The organism is Streptomyces sp. NPDC001914 (assembly GCF_042891215.1).
In the GTDB taxonomy this organism is placed as follows: domain Bacteria; phylum Actinomycetota; class Actinomycetes; order Streptomycetales; family Streptomycetaceae; genus Streptomyces.
Genome location: NZ_JBIASW010000007.1, coordinates 125,571 through 148,091, shown reverse-complemented (window position 1 = coordinate 148,091; position 22,521 = coordinate 125,571). Strand labels below are relative to the sequence as shown.

The window sequence follows — 22,521 nt, the reverse complement described above, 5'->3', positions numbered from 1 at the left end:
GCCAAACCGAACGGCAACGGCAACACCTTCGGCGTCACCATCCAGCCCAACGGCAACTGGACCTGGCCCACCGTCTCCTGCAGCACGAGCTGACCCCCGACCCGCCCCCGAGGCTGAAGGACCCTCCCATGAGATGTCCCACGAGACTCCGGACGAGATCCGGACGACTCGGCTCGTTACGCACGCTGATCACGGGCCTGGCCGTCACGGCGACGGCCGTCGCGGGCCCCCTCGCCCTCGACGCCGGACCCGCGCACGCCGCCACCTGCGGCGGGTACGTCGGACTCACCTTCGACGACGGGCCGTCGAGCAGCACGTCGAGCCTGCTCGCCGCCCTCAGGCAGAACGGCCTGCGGGCCACGATGTTCAACGAGGGCCAGTACGCGGCGTCCAACCCCGCCCAGGTACGGGCGCAGGTCGACGCCGGCATGTGGGTGGGCAACCACAGCTACACCCACCCGCATCTCGTCCAGCAGAGCCAGGCGCAGATCGACTCCGAGATCTCCCGGACCCAGCAGGCCGTCGCCGCCGCCGGCGGCGGGACGCCGAGACTGTTCCGGCCGCCGTACGGGGAGACCAACGCGACGGTGAAGTCGGTCGAGGCCAAGTACGGCCTGACCGAGATCATCTGGGACGTGGACTCGCAGGACTGGAACGGCGCGAGCACCGACGCGATCGTTCAGGCCGCCGGCCGGCTCACCGACGGCCAGGTCATCCTCATGCACGACTGGCCGGCCAACACGATCGCCGCGATCCCGCGCATCGCGCAGGGTCTGGCCTCCCGTGGCCTGTGCGCCGGGATGATCTCCCCGGGGACCGGCCGCGCCGTCGCTCCCGACGGCGGTACGGGCGGCGGAGGCGGCGGTGGCGGTGGCGGGTGCACCGCGACGCTGTCCGCGGGCCAGCAGTGGAGCGACCGGTACAACCTCAACGTCACGGTCACCGGCTCCAGCGCCTGGACCGTCACCATGAACGTGCCGTCCCCGGCGAAGATCCTCTCGACCTGGAACATCAGCGCCACGTACCCCAGCGCCCAGGTCCTGACCGCCAAACCGAACGGCAACGGCAACACCTTCGGCGTCACCATCCAGCCCAACGGCAACTGGACCTGGCCCACCGTCTCCTGCAGCACGAGCTGACCCGTCGAGGAACAGCGCTCCCGGGGCGCGGTGGTCGCGGACCGCCGCGCCCTTCGTCGTATCCGCACGGCGTGGGCCCCGAACGCCGGACCGGCCCCTCGCTCGCCGTGTTCGAGAGGTTACGCAAAGATGTGGGGCAGATCTCGTGACCGTGACGGAACCCCACGTCACAGCCCTGGGGCGCGGACCCGGACACCCCCTGAAGGACGCCTCGCATCGCTGATCCGCAGGTCCGCGGCTAGCGTCGTACTAAAATTCCAGGCTTGTTCGGAGCTGGACCGGAATATCCCCAGGCGTACCTGCGGGCCCACCGGCTCCCCGGAGTAGTCCGGGACGACACGTGAGGACCCGATGGCAGCCCTCCAGCAAGGCCCCGCGCTCGCGTTGTCCGACGACGAGGTGCGCGCGGAGTTCGGCGACCAGGCGCGCTTCTCCGCCGCCTCGGCCGCCTCGCCGCGCACGCTCGTCGACATCCTCGACGCCTCCGTACGGGCGTACCCGGACGAGCCCGCTCTCGACGACGGCCGGCACGCCCTCACCTACCGGGCCCTGGCCGCCGAGGTGGAGGCCGTGCGCCAGCGGCTCGCGGAGGCCGGGGTGGGTCTCGGCGACCGGGTCGGCGTACGGGTCCCGTCCGGCACGAACGAGCTGTACGTGGCGATCCTCGCCGTCCTCGCGGCAGGCGCCGCCTATGTCCCGGTGGACGCCGAGGACCCGGACGAGCGGGCCGAGCTGGTCTTCGGCGAGGCCGGGGTGCGCGCGGTCGTCGGCGCCGGGCACGAGCTGACCGTCCACGGCCGCTCCGAGGTCCTGGCCGGGCGGCCCGGCGTCGAGCACGACGCGTGGATCATCTTCACCTCCGGCTCCACCGGCAAGCCCAAGGGCGTGGCCGTGAGCCACCGCAGCGCCGCCGCCTTCGTGGACGCGGAGGCGGACCTCTTCCTGACCGAGGAACCCATCGGCCCCGGCGACCGGGTGATGGCGGGCCTGTCCGTGGCCTTCGACGCCTCCTGCGAGGAGATGTGGCTGGCCTGGCGCTACGGGGCCTGTCTGGTGCCCGTGCCGCGCTCCCAGGTGCGCAGCGGCGCCGACCTCGGCCCCTGGCTGGTCGAGCAGGAGATCACCGTCGTCTCCACCGTGCCGACCCTCGCCGCCCTGTGGGAGCCCGAGACCCTGAACGAGGTCCGGCTGCTGATCTTCGGCGGCGAGGCATGTCCGCCCGAGCTGACCCAGCGCCTGGTGACCGAGGGCCGGGAGGTGTGGAACACCTACGGGCCGACCGAGGCGACCGTCGTGGCCTGTGCCTCGCTGCTGACCGGCGACGAGCCCATCCGTATCGGGCTGCCGCTGAACGGCTGGGAGCTCGCGGTCGTCGACGAGGCGGGCGAGCCGGTGCCCATGGGCGGCAGCGGCCAGCTCGTGATCGGCGGGGTCGGACTGGCCCGGTATCTCGACGCGGAGAAGGACGCCGAGAAGTACGCGCCCCTCACCTCGCTGGGCTGGGAGCGCGCGTACCGCAGCGGTGACCTGGTCCGGGCGGAGCCCGAGGGGCTGATCTTCCTCGGGCGGGCCGACGAGCAGATCAAGCTCGGCGGGCGCCGGATCGAGCTCGGCGAGGTGGACGCGGCGCTCCAGGCGCTGCCCGGTGTCGCGGGTGCCGCCGCCGCGGTACGGACCGCGCGCGGCGGCAATCAGCTCCTCGTCGGCTATGTGGTGACCCAGGAGGGCTGGGACCAGGCGGCCGCCGTCGAGAAGCTGCGGGCCGAGCTGCCCGCCGCGCTGGTCCCGCTGATCGCGCCGGTCGGGGATCTGCCGACCCGCACGTCCGGCAAGGTCGACCGGAACGCGCTGCCCTGGCCGCTGGAGGGTCTGGAGACCGGCGGCGCCAAGGAGGAGCTGTACGGCACCCAGGCCTGGCTCGCCGAGCAGTGGAGCGAGGTCCTCGGCATCCCCGTGGGCGGGGCGGGCGACGACTTCTTCGCGATCGGCGGCAGCAGTCTCGCGGCCGCGCAGCTCACGACGCGGCTGCGCGCCCGCTACCCGAACGTCGCCGTGCTCGACATCTACCAGCAGCCGGTGCTGCGCAAGCTGGCCCGGCATCTGGAGAGATCGGGCCAGGACGACGGCGCGGAGCGGGTGGTCGCGCCGGTCCCGGTGCGCGCCAAGCTGGTCCAGCTGCTCGTGCTGCTGCCGCTGTTCGGCCTGCTCGGGCTGCGCTGGACGGTGGCGCTGGCCGCGCTCGGCAACGTACTGCACCTGTTCGGCCGCTATCCGTGGGCACCCGGTGCCTCGTGGTGGCTGGTGGGTGCCGGTGCGCTCGTCCTGTACAGCCCGCCGGGACGGCTCGCCGTCGCCGCGGGCGGTGCGCGGCTGCTGCTGCGCGGTGTGAAGGCCGGCCGCCATCCGCGCGGTGGGAGTGTCCACCTGCGGGTGTGGACGGCCGAGCGGCTGGCCGCGTTCAGCGGTGCGACCTCGCTGACGGGGTCCTGGCTGGAGCGGTACGCCCGTGCGCTCGGCGCGAAGGTGGGTCCGGACGTGGATCTGCACTCGCTGCCGCCGGTCACCGGCATGCTGAAGATGGGCCGGGGTGCCGCCGTCGAGACCGAGGTCGATCTGTCCGGGTACTGGCTGGACGGCGACCGGCTGGAGATCGGTCCGGTGAAGGTGGGTGCCGGAGCCGTGGTCGGGACGCGCAGCATCCTGTTCCCGGGGGCCCGGGTCGGCAAGCGCGCCGAGGTGGCTCCGGGTTCCGCCGTGACGGGCCAGATCCCGACCGGGCAGCGCTGGGCGGGAGCGCCCGCGGTCAAGCTCGGCAAGGCGAAGCGCGCGTGGCCGGGTGACCGGCCGCAGCGCGGCACGCCGTGGCGGGTGATGTACGGCGCGACCGGGTTGGCGCTGAGCGCGCTGCCGGTACTGGCCTCCGTCGCGGCGCTGCTGGTGGCCCGGGTGTTCGTGGGCGCGGACGCCGGGCTGGGAGCGGCGCTGCGGGGTGCGGCGCTCGCGCTCGTTCCGGCGACGCTGGCGTTCGGTCTCGCGTACGCGCTGCTGCTGCTGGTCGCGGTGCGGCTGCTGAGCCTCGGGCTGCGCGAGGGCACGCATCCGACGCACAGCCGGATCGGCTGGCAGGCCTGGACGGTCACGCAGCTGATGGACCGCTCCCGGGAGACGCTGTTCCCGTTGTACGCCGGGCTGATCACGCCGGTGTGGCTGCGGCTGCTGGGCATGCGGATCGGCCGCGGCGCCGAGGTGTCGACGGTGCTCGCGCTGCCGAGTCTGACGACGGTCGGGGACGGGGCGTTCCTGGCGGACGACACGCTGACGGCTCCGTACGAACTCGGTGGCGGCTGGATGCGCATCGGGCGTGCCGAGATCGGGCGGCGGGCGTTCCTCGGCAATTCCGGGATGACGGCTCCGGGCCGCAGTGTGCCGGACGGCGGTCTGGTCGGTGTGCTGTCGGCGACGCCGAAGAAGGCGAAGAAGGGCAGCTCGTATCTGGGGCTGCCGCCGATGAAGCTTCCGCGTGCGGCGCAGGGCGGCGATCAGAGCCGTACGTACGAGCCGCCGGTCCGGCTGCTGTGGGCGCGCGGTCTGGTGGAGCTGTGCCGGCTGGTGCCGGTGTTCTGTTCGGCGGCGCTGGCCCTGCTGACGGTCGCCGCGCTGTGCGCGCTGGGGCCGTGGGCGTGGGCGTTCTCGGGTGCGGTGCTGCTCGCCGTGGGTGTGCTCGGGTGTCTGGTCTCCATCGTGGCGAAGTGGCTGCTGGTGGGGCGGCACCGTTCCGGCGAGCACCCGCTGTGGAGCGGTTTCGTGTGGCGCAACGAGCTGGCGGACACCTTCGTGGAGGTCGTCGCGGTGCCGTGGCTGGCGGGATCCGTGCCCGGTACGCCGCTGATGACCGCGTGGCTGCGGGGACTCGGCGCCCGGATCGGGCGGGGTGCCTGGGTCGAGAGCTACTGGCTGCCGGAGTCGGACCTCGTGACGCTCGGGGACGCGACGACGGTCAACCGGGGCTGTGTCCTGCAGACCCACCTCTTCCACGACCGGATCTTGCGGACGGATACTGTGGTCCTCCGTGAGGGCGCCACTCTGGGTCCGGGCGGAATCGTCCTGCCCGGCAGCACCGTCGGGGCCCGCTCCACCCTGGGTCCCGCGTCGCTGGTGATGGCGGCGGAGTCCGTTCCCGACGACACCCGCTGGCTGGGCAATCCGATCGAGGCCTGGCGTTCGTAGCAGACTTGACCCGATCGGACACGAAGGGCGGTACAGCGGAGAGTCGAGCACAGGGCAGGGAGCAGTCGCAGCAGTGAGCGTTCAGCAGACAGCGGGACCGGACCCCTATTTCCCGGCCAACGGAGATTCCCGTTACCGGGTGCACAGGTACGAGCTCGCGCTGGACTACCGCCCCGGCCCGAACCGGCTCTCCGGCACCGCGCGGATCAACGCCATAGCGGGCCGTTCCGCGCTGACCGAGTTCCAGCTCAACCTCGCCGACTTCCGGATCGGCCGGGTCCGTGTCGACGGGAAGGCTCCGCACTACACGCACCGGGGCGGCAGGCTGCGCATCCGTCCGCCGAAGCCGGTGCGGGCCGGCGCCGCGTTCACCGTCGAGGTGCACTGGTCGGGCAACCCGAAGCCGGTGTCCAGTCCCTGGGGCGGGATCGGCTGGGAGGAGCTGGAGGACGGGGCGCTGGTGGCGAGCCAGCCGGTGGGTTCGCCGTCCTGGTATCCGTGCAACGACCGGCCGGCCGACAAGGCCGCGTACCAGATCTCGGTCACCACGCCGTCCGCGTACGCGGTGGTGGCCGGCGGGCGTCTGCTGACCCGGACGACGAAGGCGTCGACGACGACCTGGGTGTACGAGCAGCCCGCGCCGACCTCCAGCTATCTGGTGGGTCTGTCGATCGGCAAGTACCAGACGGTGCTGCTCGGTGATCCGGGTCTGTCCGGCGTACCGCAGTCGGGGCATCTGCCCGCGCAGCTCCTGCCGGAGTTCTCCCGGGACTTCGCGCGGCAGCCCGCGATGATGGAGCTGTTCCAGGAACTCTTCGGGCCGTATCCGTTCGGCGAGTACGCGGTGGTGGTGACCGAGGAGGAGCTGGACGTCCCGGTCGAGGCGCAGGGTCTTTCGCTGTTCGGCGCCAATCATGTCGACGGGGCGCGGGGTTCGGAGCGGCTGATCGCGCACGAGCTGGCGCACCAGTGGTTCGGCAACAGTGTGACCATCGCGGACTGGCGTCACATCTGGCTGAACGAGGGGCTCGCGAAGTACACCGAGTGGCTGTGGTCGGAGCGCTCCGGCGGGCGGCCCGCGCGGCAGCTGGCCGCGGCCGCGCACCGCAAGCTGGCCGCGCAGCCGCAGGATCTGCTGCTGGCGGACCCCGGCCGCAAGCTGATGTTCGACGACCGGCTCTACGAGCGCGGCGGGCTCACGCTGCACGCGATCCGGTGCGCGATGGGCGACGACGCCTTCTTCCGCATGCTGCGCGGCTGGGCGACGCTGCACCGGGGCGGCACGGTCACCACGTCCGTCTTCACCGCGCACGTCTCGCGCTACGCGGCCGAGCCGCTGGACGATCTCTTCACGGCGTGGCTGCACGAGACGGCGCTGCCGCCGTTGCCGGAGGCCGCCCCGCAGGTGCCGGCCAGGCCGGCCTATCCGCCCACGAACGCGGACTCGGCACGGGTCCGGGGAGAATGACGCGATGACCAGCCGTTCCTGCCCATGTGGGCTCGCCGAGCCGTACGTGCGCTGCTGCGGGCGCTTCCATCGCGGCGAGGCCGCGGCGCCGAGTGCCGAGGCGCTCATGCGCTCGCGTTACTGCGCCTTCGTGAAGGAGGACGAGGGGTACCTGCTGCGGACGTGGCATCCGCGGACGCGGCCGGCCCGGGTGGAGTTCGACCCGGGGATGCGGTGGACCGGGCTGGAGATCCTGGACACGGGTCAGGGCTCGGCGTTCCACACGACGGGGACCGTGACCTTCCGGGCCTCCTACCGGGGCGGTTCGCTGCACGAGCGGAGCCGGTTCGAGCGGGTGGACGGGGCCTGGGTGTACGTGGACGGGGACTTCCTGGACTGACCTCGGGCCGCGAGGTCAGGGGGCCAGGACGTCCAGTTCCTGGAGTGCGCCGGCGGTGATCTCCCGGGTGAGCAGCTCGGCGCGTTCGGCGTCGCCCTCGCGGACGGCCTCGGCGAGCTGGACGTGCAGGGTGACGGCGGCCGGGTCGGGGTCCTCGAACATGACGTCGTGATGGGTGCGGCCGGACAGGACCTCCGCGACGACGTCTCCGAGGCGGGCGAACATCTCGTTGCCGGACGCCTTGAGGATCACCCGGTGGAAGGCGACGTCGTGGACGAGATAGCCCTCGAGCTGGTGGCCGCGTGAGGTGGCGACCATGCCGAGCGCGCACTCGGTGAGCTCCGCGCACTGCTCGGCGGTGGCGTGCCGCGCGGCCAGTCCGGCGGCGACGGGTTCGATCGCCGAGCGCAGGACGGTGAGGGAACGGAGCTGGTGGGGGCGGTCGGCGCCGGCCAGCCGCCAGCGGATGACCTGGGGGTCGTAGACGTTCCACTCTGACTTGGGGCGGACGGTCACGCCCACCCGGCGGCGGGACTCGACCAGGTACATGGATTCGAGGACCCGGACCGCCTCGCGCATGACGGAGCGGGACACCTCGAAGCGCTGGGCGAGCTCGTCGGTGCGTAGCACGCTGCCCGGCGGGTAGTCGCCCGCCGTGATCGCCGGCCCGAGGCTTTCGAGTACGTGTCCGTGCAGCCCCCGGCCCCGTGTGGTCATGGGGTCAGGGTACGAGGCCGACGCCGGGAACAAAAAGTCAGACTTATATGTCACACACTCTTGAATTCGTCGTACCTAATGCGTTTCAGTGGCGTCGACATCAGATGTCGACGAAGACAGCGAGAGCGTGATGCAGCACAGTCCCACCCCCCATGTCGTCGTGGTCATGGGCGTCGCAGGCACCGGGAAGACCACCATCGGCCCGTTGCTCGCGGCCCGGCTCGGCGTGCCGTACGCCGAGGGCGACGACTTCCACCCGCAGGCGAACATCGCCAAGATGACCGCCGGGACACCGCTGAGCGACGACGACCGGTGGCCGTGGCTCGACTCCATCGGGCACTGGGCGCACGACCGGGCCGGACTCGGCGGCGTGGTCAGCAGCTCGGCGCTCAAGCGCGCCTACCGGGACCGGCTGCGCGCCGCCGCGCCCGGAGTCGTCTTCGTGCATCTGACCGGCGACCGCGAGCTCATCGAGGACCGCATGGCGCACCGCACGGGGCACTTCATGCCCACGGCGCTCCTGGACTCGCAGTTCGCCACGCTCCAGCCGCTGGCGGCGGACGAGGCGGGTGTCGAGGTCGACGTGTCCGGCGGCCCCGCCGAGATCACCGAGCGGGCCGTGGCGGCGCTCGCCGCTCTCGAACCGCCCCGCCCGTAGCCGCCGGCCCCGGCTCCCCCGGGACCCGGCTCCGCGCCCCCTACCCCGTTTCCGTACCCCTGACAACGCTGTCCTCCCGGCGGCAGCGCGCTCCACCCTCCCCGCGTCCTTTTCTCAAGCAAGGGAACAACCGTGACCAGACTCAGTGTCGAGATGCTGGCAGCGGACACCGTCGAACCGATCACCTCGGCGGGCCACGCTCAACTGGGCATAGCCGTGCTGGCGGGCATCGCCGTCATCGTCCTGCTCATCACCAGGTTCAAGCTGCACGCCTTCCTCGCCCTGACCATCGGCTCGCTGGCTCTCGGCGCGTTCGCCGGCGCCCCGCTCGACAAGGCCATCGTCAGCTTCACCACCGGACTCGGCTCGACCGTGGCCGGTGTGGGCGTCCTGATCGCCCTCGGCGCGATCCTCGGCAAACTGCTCGCCGACTCGGGCGGCGCCGACCAGATCGTCGACACGATCCTGGCGAAGGCCGGCGGACGCGCCATGCCCTGGGCGATGGTGCTGATCGCCTCGGTGATCGGACTGCCGCTGTTCTTCGAGGTCGGCATCGTGCTGCTGATCCCGGTGGTCCTGATGGTCGCCAAGCGCGGCAACTACTCCCTGATGCGCATCGGCATCCCGGCGCTCGCGGGCCTGTCGGTGATGCACGGTCTGATTCCGCCGCACCCCGGTCCGCTGGTCGCGATCGACGCGGTCAAGGCCAACCTGGGCCTCACCCTCGCGCTCGGTGTCCTGGTCGCCGTCCCCACGGTGATCATCGCCGGCCCGGTGTTCTCCCGGTACGCGGCCCGCTGGGTGGACGTCCAGGCTCCCGACCGCATGGTCCCGGCGCGTGCCTCGGAGGACCTGGAGAAGCGCCCCGGCTTCGGCGCGACCCTCGCCACCATGCTGCTCCCGGTCGTGCTGATGCTGGCCAAGGCCCTGGTGGACATCGTCGTCGACGACCCGGCGAACATGACGCAGCGCGTCTTCGACGTCGTCGGAGCGCCGCTGATCGCGCTGCTCGCGGCCGTGATCGTGGGCATGTTCACGCTGGGCCGGGCGGCCGGCTTCACCAAGGACCGGATCGCGGAGACCACCGAGAAGTCCCTCGCGCCGATCGCCGGCATCCTGCTCATCGTCGGCGCGGGCGGCGGCTTCAAGCAGACGCTGATCGACTCCGGCGTGGGCCAGATGATCCTGGAGATCTCCAAGGACTGGTCGATCCCCGCGCTGCTGCTGGCCTGGCTGATCGCGGTGGCGATCCGACTCGCGACCGGTTCGGCGACCGTCGCCACCATCTCGGCGGCCGGTCTGGTCGCACCCCTCGCGGCCGACATGTCGACCACGCACACGTCGCTGCTCGTCCTCGCGATCGGCGCGGGCTCGCTCTTCTTCAGCCACGTCAACGACGCCGGCTTCTGGCTGGTGAAGGAGTACTTCGGCCTGAACGTCGGCCAGACCGTGAAGACCTGGTCCGTCATGGAGACGATCATCTCGGTGGTCGCCGGAGGACTCGTGCTGCTGCTGTCGCTCGTCATCTAGACGGCCGCTCCCCCGGCCGTCCCTGACACGGCCGGGAGGAGAGGCGGAACGGGCCGCGGGGAGAACCGACACGGTTCTCCCCGCGGCCCGTTCGCCGTTGTCGGCCAACGCTCTCGGCGGGTCCGGTGTCAGCGGTTGCTCACGGCCGCCACAGCGGGTGTTCGCGGTCGGCCCACTGGCGGCTCACCGAACCCGTCCGCAGGCCCCGCCGGGCCTCCGGGTCGCCGAGCGCCATGCCGATGTGGCCCGCGAGGACGATACCGACGGTGAGGGCCAGCCAGTCGTGGACGAAGGTCGCCGAGGTGCGCCACATCAGCGGGGTGAGATGGGTGAACCACATCAGCAGACCGGTGCCCAGCATCACCAGCGTCGCCCCCGCGATCCAGGCGGCGTAGATCTTCTGCCCGGCGTTGAACTTGCCCGCCGGACGGGACTCGGGGTCCTTGTCGCGGCGCAGGGCCGCCCGCAGCCACACCCGGTCGTGCGGTCCGAAGCGGTTGAGGAAGCCGAGGTCCCGGCGGAAGGCGCGGGAGGCGAGGCCCGCGAGGACGGGCAGCGGAAGCATCACGCCGGCGATCTCGTGGACCCGGACGACGAGTTCGCGGCGGCCGACGAGTTCGGCGAACTGGGGGATGTAGAGGCAGGCCGCGGTGGCCACGCACAGGCCCATCAGCAGGGCGGTGACACGGTGGACCCAGTGTTCGGCGCGGGTGAAGCGGCGTACGTGGGAGGAGTGCGCGGCCACGGCCGGGGATTCGTCAGCTCGTGGGTTCATCGTCACGTCCGTTCGAACGGCCGACCCAGGCGTCGACGTCGTATCCCCGCTCCTCCCAGTACCCGGGACGGACGTCCTCGGTGACGGTGATGCCGGAGAGCCACTTGGCGGACTTGTAGAAGTACATCGGGGCCACGTAGAGGCGGACGGGGCCGCCGTGGTTGTGGCCGACGGGCTTGTCCTGCATGCGCAGGGCCACCAGGACGTCCGGGCGCCGGGCCTGGCGCAGGGTGAGGCTCTCCGTGTACGTCCCGTCGAAACAGGTGAACCGGACGGCCCCGGCCGAGGAGCGGACCCCAGCGGCGTCGAGGAGGTGCGACAGGCGTACGCCCTCGAAGGGGGTGCTCGGGACCCGCCAGCCGGTGACGCACTGGACGTCGTGCACCAGCCGGGTCTGGGGCAGGGCGCGCAGGTCGGCGAGGGTGTAGCTGGTGGGGCGGTCGACCAGGCCGTCGACGGTGAGCCGGTACGTCGTCTCGTTCTTGTGGGGGACGGAGGCGGCCACCGAGTAGTAGCGGAAGCCGCCGCCGTTGGGCAGCAGTCCCGTCAGGCCGGTCGGGTCCTTCTCGGAGGCGCCTGCGAGGAAGGCTTCGGTCGCGCGCTGGAGCGCGGGGGCGGTCAGGACGCCGAGGGCGCCGAGTCCGAGCGTGCCGAGCAGCACCCGGCGGCCGATGGGTCTGCCGCGCCCGCCGGAGGCCTCGTGTTCGCCGATTTCCTCGGGTCGACCGGGTTCCCCGTGTTCGTCGGGTTCCCTGGGCCGTTCAGTGTTCACCCCTCGATTCGAGCACCCGCGACCCCCAAAAAGCCAGCGGTGGCGGGTGCTCGTCAGCGTTCCGTCATCTCTTGGAGCCGAAGGGCCGCGGACATCGGCCCCGGAGAGGACGGCAGGGCCTCATGAGGTGGCGGACTCGGCCGCCTTGTCCAACTGGAACGCCTCGTTGCCGAGGCCGATCCGGGCGTGCGCCTCGGGCTTGCGGGAGCGCAGGAGCAGCCCCTGGACGAGTCCGGCGATCAGCGCGACCCCGATGACGGCGGGAAGCAGCACGTTCAGGACGGAGTCCGGGCCCGAACCGACGAGGACGTCGAAGTCCTTGACGGTGTAGACGGCGATGACCAGCAGGGCGAGGCCCGCGATCGCGGAGGTGACCAGGCGCCAGGACTGGGCGCGGGCAGCGCCGCGGCGGACGAAGAACACGATGACCGAGAGTGAGGCGGCCGCCATCAGGAGGGTGACGCCGAGCGCTCCGACGTTGCCGCCCCAGGTGAAGAGCTGGAGGACGGGCGCGGTCGGGTCCCCGGTCGGCTTGTCGTCGGACAGGGCGAAGCCGCCGACCACGATCAGGGAGACGACGGTGTGCAGGAGCGAGCCGGTGCCGGGGGCGCCGCTGGCCTCGGAGGTACGGCCGAAGGCCGCGGGCAGCAGACCCTCGCGGCCCATGGCGAAGGCGTACCGCGCGACGACGTTGTGGAAGCTGAGCAGCGCCGCGAACATGCCGGTCACGAAGAGGACGTGCAGGACGTCGGTGAACGTGGAGCCGAGGCGTGACTCGGTGAGGAAGAACAGCAGTCCGGCGCTCTGCTTCTGGGACGTGCCCACGATCGCGGAGGGTCCGGTGGCGACGGTGAGCGCCCAGGAGCTGATCGCGAAGAAGACGGCGACGAAACCGATCGCGAGGAACATGACGCGGGGCACGAGGATGTGCGGGCGGCTGGTCTCCTCGGCGTAGACGGGGGCCTGTTCGAAGCCGGTGAAGGCGGCGATGCAGAAGCACAGCGCGGTGCCGACGCCCGCTCCGGTGAGGGTGTCGGGGTTGAAGGCGTGCAGCGACAGACCGGCCTTGGCGGGATCGCCGACGGCGGCGACGTCGAAGACGACGACGAGCGTCACCTCGATGACGAGCAGGACGCCGAGGACCCAGGCATTGACGTCGATCTTCAGCCAGGCGAGCGCGCCCACGACGAGCACGGCGGCCAGCGCCGGTATCCACCAGACGACTTCGGTGTCGAGGTAGGTGGCGAACAGTCCGGAGACCTCGTAGCCGAAGAGGCCGTAGATGCCGACCTGGAGCGCGCTGTAGGCGACGAGGGCGACCGCGGCGGCGCCTGCGCCCGGGGTGCCGCCGAGTCCGCGCGAGATGTACGCGTAGAAGGCGCCCGCGTTGTGGACGTGCCGGCTCATCTCGGCGTACCCGACGCTGAAGAGCACCAGGACGATGCCGAGGATGACGAAGAGCAGCGGCTGCCCGACGATGCCCATCACCGCGAATGTGGTGGGCATGACACCCGCCACCACCATGAGCGGGGCGGTCGCCGCGAGCACGGACAGCAGCAGGCCCGCCGTGCCCAGCCGGCCGGCCCGCAGGGCCCGGTCCTGCCCCTTGAACGTACTGATGCCGGCGCTCTCGGCGTCGGGTCTTCCCGTGCTCGACGTACTCGGTGTGCTCGAACTGCCCGTCGTCATCGCGGGGTCGTCCTTTCGGATGTCGGGTCTTCGGGGGCGTTCACACCGTGCCGAGCACGCGGTCGCGCGCGGCACGGAAGGCTTGGTGTCCGTCGCGGTCCGGGTACGACCACGGGGCCGCGGTCGGATGGTCCGCGATGCGGAGGAACAGGGCGGCGGCCTCGCCGTCCCGGCCTTCGCAGATCTTGGCGTGGGCGAGGAAGTTGAGGTCGACGAGGCGGCGCGGGTGCTCGCCGTGCTCCCACTCCAGCCACCAGTCGAAGGCGGCCTTCATCACCTGGCGGGCCCGGCGCCCGGCCCAGTGTCCGGAGGCGGCCGGGTCGGCGGGCTCGCTCCCCGCGCCGGCGAGCACGCGGAAGCGCTCGGCGTGCGCGACGACCGGGAGGATCGCGAGCGGTGAGTCCGCGGGTGCCTGCTCCGCCGACCAGTTGGCGAAGTCGTACACCTCGTGCAGCGGGTCCTGGCCGGCCGCCGCGCGGCGCTCGGCGAGCCGGGCGACCATCAGATGGTGGGCGTGGTGGTGGACGGCGTGCCGGTGGCGCACCTCGTCGAAGAGGCGGACCACGTCGTCCTCGGCCCCGAGCGAGCGCTCCAGGAGGAGGAGCCCGAGCCAGGGGGTCGGGTCGTCGGGGGCGAGGCCCGCGGCCCGGTGGCAGGCCTCGCGGGCACTGTCCGGGCGTTCCTTGCCGCGCAGGGCGCGTTCCACGGCGGCGCAGCCGAGGAGGACGGCGGCGTCGGCGGACTCCGGTTCGGCGAGCTGCCAGTCGCGGGCCCAGGCGAGCGTCGCGGCCTCCTGGGCGAGGACGGTGACGCGGTGCCCGCGACGGTCCCAGTCGTCGCCGGTCGCGGCGAGCAGGGCCCGGACGTCGGTCCACCGCCCCTGGTTCAACGCGGTTCGTGCGGTGACGAGTTCGGCGTCGTCGAGAGCGGCGTCGAAGGCCTGGGACGCCCGCTTGCGGCCGCGGCCCAGCGGAGGTGGGGGTGGTGACACCGCTGCTCAACCTCACAGGCGCGGTTCGTCAAAGTGTGATCACGCACAGCAAACCCGGAGCCACGGGTTCAAGTCAAGCGCGGTCCGGGCCACTACACGTGTCAACTCACCACTTGTACGCACCAGTTATCTGCACAGCGCCCCACAAAGTCCTGAACAGGAGCCTTGTCCGCCCGACTTGACGGACTCTCCCGGCGCCGAGCCGCGGGCGGCCGTCGCTGTCCTGATGACAACGGCCGCCCGGGACGGGCTACTTGCGAGTACGGCGCGCTCGGAGCCGGGAACGACCGGAGCCGGGCGGAAGTGGAGCCGGGCGGGATCCGAGCCGGGGGGTCCGAGCCGGGCGGGATCCGAGCCGGGGGGTCCGAGCCGGGCGGGATCAGCTCACCGCGCCCGCCGCCGCCCGCCCCGCCGTACGGCCGGAGAAGAGGCAGCCGCCGAGGAAGGTGCCCTCAAGCGAGCGGTATCCGTGGACTCCGCCGCCGCCGAAACCGGCGGCCTCACCGGCGGCGTACACGCCCTCCAGCGGGTCGCCGCCCTCGGTCAGCACCCGCGAGGACAGGTCCGTCTCCAGACCGCCGAGGGTCTTGCGGGTCAGGATGTTGAGCCGCACCGCGATCAGCGGTCCGGCCGCGGGGTCGAGGATGCGGTGCGGGCTCGCCGTGCGGATCAGCTTGTCGCCGAGGTAGTTGCGGGCCCCGCGGATCGACATCACCTGGAGGTCCTTGGTGAACGGGTTGGCGATCTCCCGGTCGCGGGCGACGATCTCGCGGCGCAGTGCCGCCTCGTCGATGAGGGGCTTCTCGGTGAGCGCGTTCATCCCGCGCACCAGCGCGCCGAGGTCCTTCTCGACCACGAAGTCGACGCCGTTGTCCATGAACGCCTTGACCGGTCCGGGCACGTCCGCGCGGGCCCGGTTGAGGACACCCCGGATCGACTTGCCGGTCAGGTCGGGGTTCTGCTCGGAGCCGGAGAGCGCGAACTCCTTGCCGATGATCTTCTGGTCGAGCACGAACCACGTGTAGTCGTACCCGGTCCTCATGATGTGTTCGAGGGTGCCGAGCGTGTCGAAGCCCGGGAAGAGCGGTACCGGCAGCCGGTTGCCGCGTGCGTCCAGCCACAGGGAGGAGGGTCCCGGCAGGATGCGGATGCCGTGCTTGTCCCAGATGGGGTTCCAGTTCTGGATGCCCTCGGTGTAGTGCCACATGCGGTCACGGTTGATCAGACGCGCCCCGGCCCCCTCCGCGATGCCGAGCATGGCGCCGTCGACGTGCGCGGGGACACCGGAGATCATCCGCTCGGGCGGGGTGCCGAGGCGTTCGGGCCAGTTGGCGCGCACGAGGTCGTGGTTGCCGCCGATGCCTCCGGAGGTGACGATCACGGCCTGGGCCCTGAGTTCGAAGGCCCCGGTGACGGTGCGGCCGCTGGCCTGGCCGCGCTCGACGCCGGACGGCTCCAGGACCTCCCCGGTGACGGTGTCGACGGAGCCCGCGCTGCGGGACAGGCCGGTGACCCGGTGCCGGAACCGCAGCTCGACCAGTCCGCGGGCCACCCCTTCCCGTACCCGGCGCTCGAAGGGCGCGACGAGGCCGGGCCCGGTCCCCCAGGTGATGTGGAAGCGCGGCACCGAGTTGCCGTGCCCGTTCGCGTCGTAGCCGCCCCGCTCGGCCCAGCCCACCACCGGGAAGAAGCGCACGCCCTGCGCGTGCAGCCAGGGCCGCTTCTCGCCGGCGGCGAAGTCGACGTACGCCTCGGCCCAGCGGCGCGGCCAGTGGTCCTCGGGCCGGTCGAAGCCGGCCGTGCCCATCCAGTCCTGGAGGGCCAGCTCGTGCGTGTCCTTGATCCGCATGCGGCGCTGCTCGGGCGAGTCGACGAAGAAGAGCCCGCCGAAGGACCAGTGCGCCTGGCCGCCGATCGACTGCTCGGGTTCCTGGTCGAGAAGGATCACCTTACGGCCGGCGTCGACGAGCTCCGCGGTCGCCGCGAGGCCCGCGAGGCCCGCTCCGATGACGATCACATCTGCGTCGTAGGCCATGGGCCCGTCCTCTCGGCATTCCGACGGGTCTGATCGGGTCGACGCCACGGGGACGACTTGATGACGTTTGTCACGAACCGATCGGCGGCGTCGCTGGTGGGTGAGACATTGACGCCGGCCGGCCATGCGGCCGACCAGCACTTGTTACTGATCGGTCCGAATCCTTCGGCACGAAAGGTGACCGAGTCAACTGCCTGGTTCCGGTTGTTCCCGGGGGCGGGCGCGCGGACCATGGCACTACAGTCGGCGGGATACGCAACACTGGCCCGCCCCGACTTCTGACGCATCGAGGTACCCAGCGTGTCGGTACTGGTTCTGGTCCTCGCCGTGAGCGCGGCCTGCTGCCTCGGCTTCGGCTTCGTGCTCCAGCAGAACGCCGCCTCGCACGCCCCGCTGAGCGACTTCCTCTCCCCGCGCATCCTGATCGACCTCATCCGGGTGCCGCGCTGGCTCGGCGGCATCGGGCTCATGGTGTGCGGGATGGTCCTCGGGGCGATCGCCCTCGGCAACGGCGAGGTCTCCCTGGTGGAGCCCCTCCTCGCGACCAATCTGCTGTTCGCGCTCGCGCTCTCCCGCCACCAGACGAAACAGCCGCTGGGGCGGCAGGGCTGGGCCGGGCTGCTGCTGCTCGCGGGCGGTGTCTCGGCCTTCATCATCGCCGGGCAGCCCCAGGGCGGCGAGGCCGTCGACGACCCGCTGCGGCACTGGCTGATCATCGGGATCGTGGTCGGGCTCGCCCTGCTGCTCACCACCTGCGCGAAACGGTCCCGGCTGAGCGCCGGGCCCGTGCTGCTCGCCACCGCCGCCGGACTGCTGTACGGACTGCAGGACGCGCTGACCCGGGTCAGCGGCCAGCGGTTCAGCGCGGGCGGGATGGCCGAACTGTTCACCGGCTGGCAGCCGTACGCGGTGGTCGTGCTCGGCGTGACGGGGCTGATCCTCGTCCAGAGCGCCTTCGAGACCGCGCCCCTGCGGATGTCGCTGCCCGCGCTCACCGCCGCCCAGCCGCTGGCCGGCATCGTCTGCGGGGTGGGCTTCCTCGGGGACCAGCTCCGCACCGACGCCGGCGCCCTCGCCTGGCAGGCCGCGGGGCTCGCCGGCGTCGTGACGGGGATCATCCTGCTGGGCATGCACCCGGCGATGCCCTCGGGCACGGCGGAACCGGAGCACTCGCGGGACCTCCAGCCGCACTGAGTCTCCGTGCCCGAGGCTCCGCGCCCCCTCGGCCCGCGCACCACTCCGACGGCCGTGCGCGCCCCTCGCGGGGACCCTGCGCGGAGGCGGGAACTGCTTGGATGGAGCCCATGAGTGCCGCTGACGAGATCCTCGACATCGTGGACGAGAACGACGAGATCATCGGGCAGTCCCCGCGCGGGGAGGCGTACGCGCGCGGGCTGCGCCACCGCTGCGTGTTCATCGAGGCGCGCGACGCCGAGGGACGGCTCTTCGTCCACCGGCGCACCCCCACCAAGCTGGTGTTCCCCTCGTTCTACGACATGTTCGTGGGCGGGGTCGTCGGCACGGGCGAGTCCTACGACGACGCGGCGCTGCGCGAGGCCGAGGAGGAACTCGGCGTCTCCGGGCTCCCCCGGCCCACTCCCCTGTTCAAGTTCCTGTACGACAACGGCGCCGGCGCGACCTGGTGGTCGGCCGTGTACGAGGTCCGCTGCGAGCTTCCGGTGAACCCGCAGGTGGAGGAGGTCGCCTGGCACGACTTCCTCACCGAGGGCGAGGTGGAGCGCCGGCTGGACGAGTGGACGTGGGTGCCGGACGGGCTGGCCGCCTGGGAGCGGCTCACGGACTACCGGGCGATGGACTGACCCGACCGCCGGGACGGGCCGAGCGGGACCGCCGGGACGGGGACGGGCGCACCACCGGGTCGGGGCCGGACGGCACCGCCGGGACGGGGCCGGACGGCACCGCCGGGACGGGGCCGGGCGGCACCGGAGAAGCCCCGCGCCGGGCTCCCCGGTAGGGTCCTGGGCGTGATCGAACTCGTGCGCAATGTCCGGTTGTGGTTCGCGCCGCAGGAGATCCGGTCCGAGGGCAAGACCCCGGACTACCGGTTCTCGCTGGCCAACGAGCGGACCTTCCTGGCCTGGCTGCGCACCGCGCTCGCGCTCATCGGCGGCGGCTTCGCTGTGGACCAGTTCCTGCCGGACCTGCGCTGGGCCTGGCGGGCGGGTCTCGCGCTGGCGCTGCTGGCGGCGGGCGTGCTCTGCGCGCTGCGGGCCGTCAATCACTGGGTGCGCTGCGAGCGGGCGATGCGGCGGGAGGAGGACCTGCCGGTGTCGCGCTTCCCCGCGGTGCTGAGCATCGTCGTCGCGGTCGTCGCGATCGCCATGGTCGTCGTCGTCCTCGTCGGCTGGGCGGGATGAGCACCCCGCCCGGCCCGGAGCGCGATCCGGGGCTCCAGCCGGAGCGCACGCGCCTCGCGTGGCGCCGTACGACCCTGTCCTGCACCGTCGCGGCCGTGCTCGCCGCGAAGGCGGCCCTGCAGGACCGGGACCCGGCCGCCGGGATCGTGGCGTTCGCGTTCTGCTGCGGGGCGTGGCTGGTGTTCCTGGCCCTCGCCCACCGCCGCATCCGGACCCTGGCGGCCGCGGGCCCCGCGGGTCCGGCCCTGCTCGCGCCCCGGCACGCGACGGCGGCGGCCCTGTGCACGGTGGCGCTGGCCGTGTTCGCGGTGGTCCTGGTGTTCTGAGCCACCGGCTCCCCGCGGGCATGGCCGCCCCCGGCGCACGGGGCGCCCTCCCGGTGGCCGCAGGCCGCCCCCGCCGGCCGCCTCGGCACCCCGGCCGGCTCCCCCGCGGGGGTGCTCCCGGGGCGAGACACCGATCACGTTTGGCACAGCCGCTGGACGACATACCGACTGGTCGGCATCATGGTCATGTCCCGTCACCCGTGCGCTGAGGAGCAACAGATGAGCCCGGACCACCCGCCAGGTCTCGATCTCGACCGGCTGCGAGCCCTGCTCGACCGTGAGCGGCCCGGACTGGTGAACGGCCCCCTGACCGGCCGGCTGATCGAGGGCGGACGGTCGAACCTCACCTACGCGGTCTCCGACGGCACCTCCCGGTGGGTCGTACGGCGGCCCCCGCTCGGCCACGTGCTGGCCACGGCGCACGACATGAAGCGCGAGCACCGGGTGATCAGCGCGCTGCACCCGACGGCCGTGCCGGTCCCGGACCCCGTGCTGCTGTGCGAGGACGAGTCGGTGCTCGGCGCCCCGTTCTACGTCATGGAGTTCGTGGAGGGCACCCCGTACCGCACCGCCGACCAGCTCGCCCCGCTCGGCCCGCAGCGCACCCGCGACGCCGTGCTCGCTCTCGTGGACACCCTGGTCGAGCTGCACGCGGTGGACCCCGCCGCGGTCGGCCTCGCCGACTTCGGGCGCCCCGAGGGCTTCCTCGACCGGCAGCTGCGCCGCTGGGGCAAGCAGCTGGACGCCTCCCGCAACCGCGAACTCGCCGGCATCGACGAGCTGCACGCCGCCCTGGGCCGCGAACTGCCCACCTCCCCCGCGCCGACCGTCGTCCACGGCGACTACCGCCTCGACAACGTGCTGATCGGGCCCGACGACCGGATCAGGGCGATCCTGGACTGGGAGATGTCCACCCTCGGCGATCCGCTCACCGACCTCGGGCTGCTCGTCATGTACAGCACGCGCCTGGAGCTGCCGAACTCCCCCATCAGCACGACCGCTTCGGCCGACGGACATCCCGAGGCGGCCGAGATCGTCGAGCGGTACGCCGCGCGCTCGGGGCGCGACGTCTCCGCGGTCTCCTGGTACACGGCCTTCGCCTGGTTCAAGCTCGCCGTGATCCTGGAGGGCATCCACTACCGCTACACCAAGGGCCAGACGGTCGGCGCGGGCTTCGACCGCATCGGCGAACTGGTCCCCGTCTTCATCGAGCACGGCCTGACCACCCTTCAGGAGGGCTGACACGCCATGGACTTCGCATTCGACGCGCGCACCGAAGAGCTGCGCGGGAAGCTGCTCGCCTTCATGGACGAGTACGTCTATCCGGCGGAGGCCGTCGCGGAGGAGCAGCGCGCCCTGCTCGCCTCGCCGTGGGACACGCCCGCCGTGGTCGGCGAGCTGAAGGCCGAGGCCCGCAGGCAGGGTCTGTGGAACCTCTTCCTGCCGGACTCCGAGTACGGTGCCGGGCTGACCAACCTCCAGTACGCGCCGCTCGCCGAGATCACCGGCCGCAGCCCTCATCTGGCGCCCACGGCGCTGAACTGCGCCGCCCCGGACACCGGGAACATGGAGGTGCTCTCCCAGTTCGGTGACGAGGCGCAGCGCAAGCAGTGGCTGGAGCCGCTGTTGGCCGGGGAGATCCGCTCCGCGTTCGCGATGACCGAGCCCGAGGTGGCCTCCTCCGACGCCACGAACATCACCACGCTCATCGAGCGCGACGGCGACGACTATGTGATCACCGGGCGCAAGTGGTACATCTCCGGGGCGATGAACCCGGACTGCAAGATCTTCATCGTGATGGGCAAGACGGACCCGGACGGCGCCGACATCCGCCGGCAGCAGTCGATGATCCTCGTCCCGCGGGACACGCCCGGTCTCCTCGTCCGGCGCGCCATGCAGGTGTACGGCTACGAGGACCACTCGCACGGCGGGCACGCGGAGGTCGTCTTCGACCGCGTACGGGTCCCGGCGAGCAACCTGATCGGCGAGGAGGGCGGCGGTTTCGCCATCGCGCAGGCGCGGCTCGGCCCGGGCCGGATCCACCACTGCATGCGGCTGATCGGCATGGCCGAGCGGGCCATCGAGCTGATGTGCCGGCGGGCGGTGTCCCGTACGGCGTTCGGCAAGCCGCTGGCGCAGCAGGGGGTCGTGCAGAACTGGATCGCCGACGCGCGGGTGGCCGTCGAGCAGCTTCGGCTGCTGGTCCTGAAGACCGCCTGGATGATGGACACGGTCGGCAACAAGGGTGCCCACACCGAGATCCAGGCCATCAAGATCGCCACTCCGCGGGCGGTCGTGGACATCCTCGACAAGGCGGTTCAGCTGCACGGTGCGGGGGGTGTCAGCCAGGACTTCCCGCTGGCGGAGCTGTGGGCGGCGGCCCGCACGCTGAAGCTGGCCGACGGCCCCGACGAGGTCCACCAGCGCTCGCTGGCCCACCGGGAGATCAAGAAGTACATCTGACGCCGGCCGGGCGGGGGGAGTTCTTCGCCCCCTCCGCCCCTACCCGTCCCGTACCTGGGGGCTGCGCCCCCAGACCCCCGCTTCGGCCTGAACGGCCTCGTCCTCAATCGCCGGACGGGCTGAAACTCCCCGGCGGGGAAAAGTCCAGCCCCTCCGGCGATTGAGGAGCGGGGGTCCGGGGGCAGCGCCCCCGCTTCGGTCTGACGGCCTCGTCCTCAATCGCCGGACGGGCTGAGACTCCCCGGCGGGGAAAAGTTCAGCCCCTCCGGCGATTGAGGAGCGGGGTCTGGGGCGGAGCCCCAGGGGTGGGTTGGGCAGGGGCGGCGGGGGCGAGAAACGGCTCAGGGGCGGAGGGCTCGCAGGAGGAGGTCGGCCAGGTGGTCGGCTACCTCCTGGGGGGCGAGGGGGCCGTCGGGGCGGTACCACGTGGACAGGTGGTGGACCGAGCCGAAGTGGTAGTCGACGACCAGGTCGGCCGGCGTGGCCGTGGAGAAGACCCCCTTCTTCTGGCCCTCCTCGACCAGCGCCCGGAACCGCTCGTGATACCGCCGCCGCTCGGACCGCACCTGCTTGAGCTTCTCGGGCCCGAGATGATGCATGGACCGGAAGAAGATCGACGCGTCGTCGAGGTTGTCGATGGTCGTGACGACCACGTCGGCCGCCGCCCGCCGCAACCGCTCCTCGACCGGCGCGTCGGCGTCCGCGAACGCGTCCAGCCGCTCCTGCTGCAGGCGCAGCACGCGCGCGTAGACCTCGTGCAGGAGGTCGTCCTTGGAGCCGAAGTAGTGGTAGAGCGCCCCCTTGGTGACGCCCGCGGCCTCGACGATCTCCTGCACCGAGGTGCGGTCGTAGCCCTGCTCGGCGAAGAGCCGGGTGGCGGCGGCGAGCAGCCGCTGCGGGACGGGCGTGCCGTCACCGTCCGTCGTCCTGGGCACTGCCGCCACCTGCCTTCCGTGCGTTCACATCGATGTCCG

19 protein-coding genes are annotated in these 22,521 nt (G+C 72.1%); 12 read left to right on the top strand and 7 right to left on the bottom strand.

Translation table 11 applies throughout. The features are described from left to right. The first annotated feature begins 128 nt into the window (after nucleotides 1–128). The 4 genes from ACFYYF_RS21095 (at nucleotide 129) to ACFYYF_RS21080 (ending at nucleotide 7,213) form a co-directional block, all read left to right on the top strand. On the top strand, nucleotides 129–1,139 hold the full coding sequence (locus ACFYYF_RS21095) for a polysaccharide deacetylase family protein (RefSeq protein WP_388777833.1): 1,011 nt from the start codon (nucleotides 129–131) through the stop codon (nucleotides 1,137–1,139). A 351-nt stretch (nucleotides 1,140–1,490) separates the two neighbouring features. Then, nucleotides 1,491–5,366, top strand: a complete 3,876-nt coding sequence (locus tag ACFYYF_RS21090) for a Pls/PosA family non-ribosomal peptide synthetase (protein ID WP_388777831.1) — start codon at nucleotides 1,491–1,493, stop codon at nucleotides 5,364–5,366. A gap of 73 nt (nucleotides 5,367–5,439) precedes the next feature. Beyond that, entirely contained in the window at nucleotides 5,440–6,834 is a 1,395-nt protein-coding gene (locus tag ACFYYF_RS21085; RefSeq protein WP_388777828.1) for a M1 family metallopeptidase, read from the top strand. A gap of 4 nt (nucleotides 6,835–6,838) precedes the next feature. Next, a complete protein-coding gene (locus ACFYYF_RS21080; RefSeq protein WP_365485453.1) occupies nucleotides 6,839–7,213 on the top strand; it encodes a YchJ family metal-binding protein in 375 nt (124 codons plus the stop codon). Between the two features lie 15 nt (nucleotides 7,214–7,228). On the opposite strand, the gene ACFYYF_RS21075 is transcribed toward ACFYYF_RS21080, so the two are convergent. Further along, a complete protein-coding gene (locus ACFYYF_RS21075; protein WP_361679642.1) occupies nucleotides 7,229–7,930 on the bottom strand; it encodes a FadR/GntR family transcriptional regulator in 702 nt (233 codons plus the stop codon). A gap of 130 nt (nucleotides 7,931–8,060) precedes the next feature. Between ACFYYF_RS21075 and ACFYYF_RS21070 the strand changes: the two genes are divergently transcribed. Further along, on the top strand, nucleotides 8,061–8,588 hold the full coding sequence (locus ACFYYF_RS21070) for a gluconokinase (protein ID WP_361679645.1): 528 nt from the start codon (nucleotides 8,061–8,063) through the stop codon (nucleotides 8,586–8,588). Nucleotides 8,589–8,720: 132 nt separating this feature from the next. Next, on the top strand, nucleotides 8,721–10,118 hold the full coding sequence (locus tag ACFYYF_RS21065) for a gluconate:H+ symporter (RefSeq protein WP_361679648.1): 1,398 nt from the start codon (nucleotides 8,721–8,723) through the stop codon (nucleotides 10,116–10,118). Between the two features lie 139 nt (nucleotides 10,119–10,257). Here ACFYYF_RS21065 and ACFYYF_RS21060 read toward each other — a convergent pair whose 3' ends face one another. From ACFYYF_RS21060 to ACFYYF_RS21040, 5 genes are all read right to left on the bottom strand, one after another. Further along, nucleotides 10,258–10,893, bottom strand: a complete 636-nt coding sequence (locus tag ACFYYF_RS21060; protein ID WP_388777822.1) for a cytochrome b/b6 domain-containing protein — start codon at nucleotides 10,891–10,893, stop codon at nucleotides 10,258–10,260. Beyond that, a complete protein-coding gene (locus ACFYYF_RS21055; RefSeq protein ID WP_361679847.1) occupies nucleotides 10,877–11,605 on the bottom strand; it encodes a molybdopterin-dependent oxidoreductase in 729 nt (242 codons plus the stop codon). Before ACFYYF_RS21055 ends, ACFYYF_RS21060 begins: the two co-directional genes overlap by 17 nt. A 180-nt stretch (nucleotides 11,606–11,785) precedes the next feature. Then, nucleotides 11,786–13,354: an APC family permease gene (locus ACFYYF_RS21050; protein ID WP_361679655.1), complete on the bottom strand. Its 1,569-nt coding sequence runs from the start codon at nucleotides 13,352–13,354 to the stop codon at nucleotides 11,786–11,788. 40 nt (nucleotides 13,355–13,394) lie between these two features. Next, the gene (locus ACFYYF_RS21045) at nucleotides 13,395–14,345 is read right to left on the bottom strand and encodes a hypothetical protein (protein WP_388777819.1); all 951 of its coding nucleotides are present in this window, start codon (nucleotides 14,343–14,345) and stop codon (nucleotides 13,395–13,397) included. 379 nt (nucleotides 14,346–14,724) lie between these two features. Next, complete coding sequence (locus ACFYYF_RS21040) at nucleotides 14,725–16,380, bottom strand: FAD-binding dehydrogenase (RefSeq protein WP_365485444.1); 1,656 nt, start codon at nucleotides 16,378–16,380, stop codon at nucleotides 14,725–14,727. A gap of 300 nt (nucleotides 16,381–16,680) precedes the next feature. On the opposite strand from ACFYYF_RS21040, the gene ACFYYF_RS21035 reads away from it, so the two are divergent. From ACFYYF_RS21035 to ACFYYF_RS21010, 6 genes are all read left to right on the top strand, one after another. Continuing rightward, nucleotides 16,681–17,574, top strand: a complete 894-nt coding sequence (locus tag ACFYYF_RS21035) for a DMT family transporter (RefSeq protein ID WP_361679663.1) — start codon at nucleotides 16,681–16,683, stop codon at nucleotides 17,572–17,574. A 110-nt stretch (nucleotides 17,575–17,684) separates the two neighbouring features. Next, nucleotides 17,685–18,200 carry an NUDIX hydrolase gene (locus ACFYYF_RS21030; protein ID WP_388777815.1) on the top strand — a complete coding sequence of 172 codons (516 nt, stop codon included), beginning with the start codon at nucleotides 17,685–17,687 and terminating at the stop codon, nucleotides 18,198–18,200. Between the two features lie 165 nt (nucleotides 18,201–18,365). After that, the gene (locus tag ACFYYF_RS21025) at nucleotides 18,366–18,758 is read left to right on the top strand and encodes a DUF202 domain-containing protein (RefSeq protein WP_361679669.1); all 393 of its coding nucleotides are present in this window, start codon (nucleotides 18,366–18,368) and stop codon (nucleotides 18,756–18,758) included. Beyond that, nucleotides 18,755–19,084, top strand: a complete 330-nt coding sequence (locus tag ACFYYF_RS21020) for a DUF202 domain-containing protein (RefSeq protein ID WP_388777813.1) — start codon at nucleotides 18,755–18,757, stop codon at nucleotides 19,082–19,084. Before ACFYYF_RS21025 ends, ACFYYF_RS21020 begins: the two co-directional genes overlap by 4 nt. Before the next feature lie 219 nt (nucleotides 19,085–19,303). After that, the gene (locus tag ACFYYF_RS21015) at nucleotides 19,304–20,326 is read left to right on the top strand and encodes a phosphotransferase family protein (protein WP_388777810.1); all 1,023 of its coding nucleotides are present in this window, start codon (nucleotides 19,304–19,306) and stop codon (nucleotides 20,324–20,326) included. Nucleotides 20,327–20,332: 6 nt separating this feature from the next. After that, complete coding sequence (locus tag ACFYYF_RS21010; protein WP_388777808.1) at nucleotides 20,333–21,547, top strand: acyl-CoA dehydrogenase family protein; 1,215 nt, start codon at nucleotides 20,333–20,335, stop codon at nucleotides 21,545–21,547. Between the two features lie 341 nt (nucleotides 21,548–21,888). On the opposite strand, the gene ACFYYF_RS21005 is transcribed toward ACFYYF_RS21010, so the two are convergent. After that, entirely contained in the window at nucleotides 21,889–22,482 is a 594-nt protein-coding gene (locus tag ACFYYF_RS21005; protein WP_328454182.1) for a TetR/AcrR family transcriptional regulator, read from the bottom strand. Between the last annotated feature and the right edge of the window lie 39 nt (nucleotides 22,483–22,521).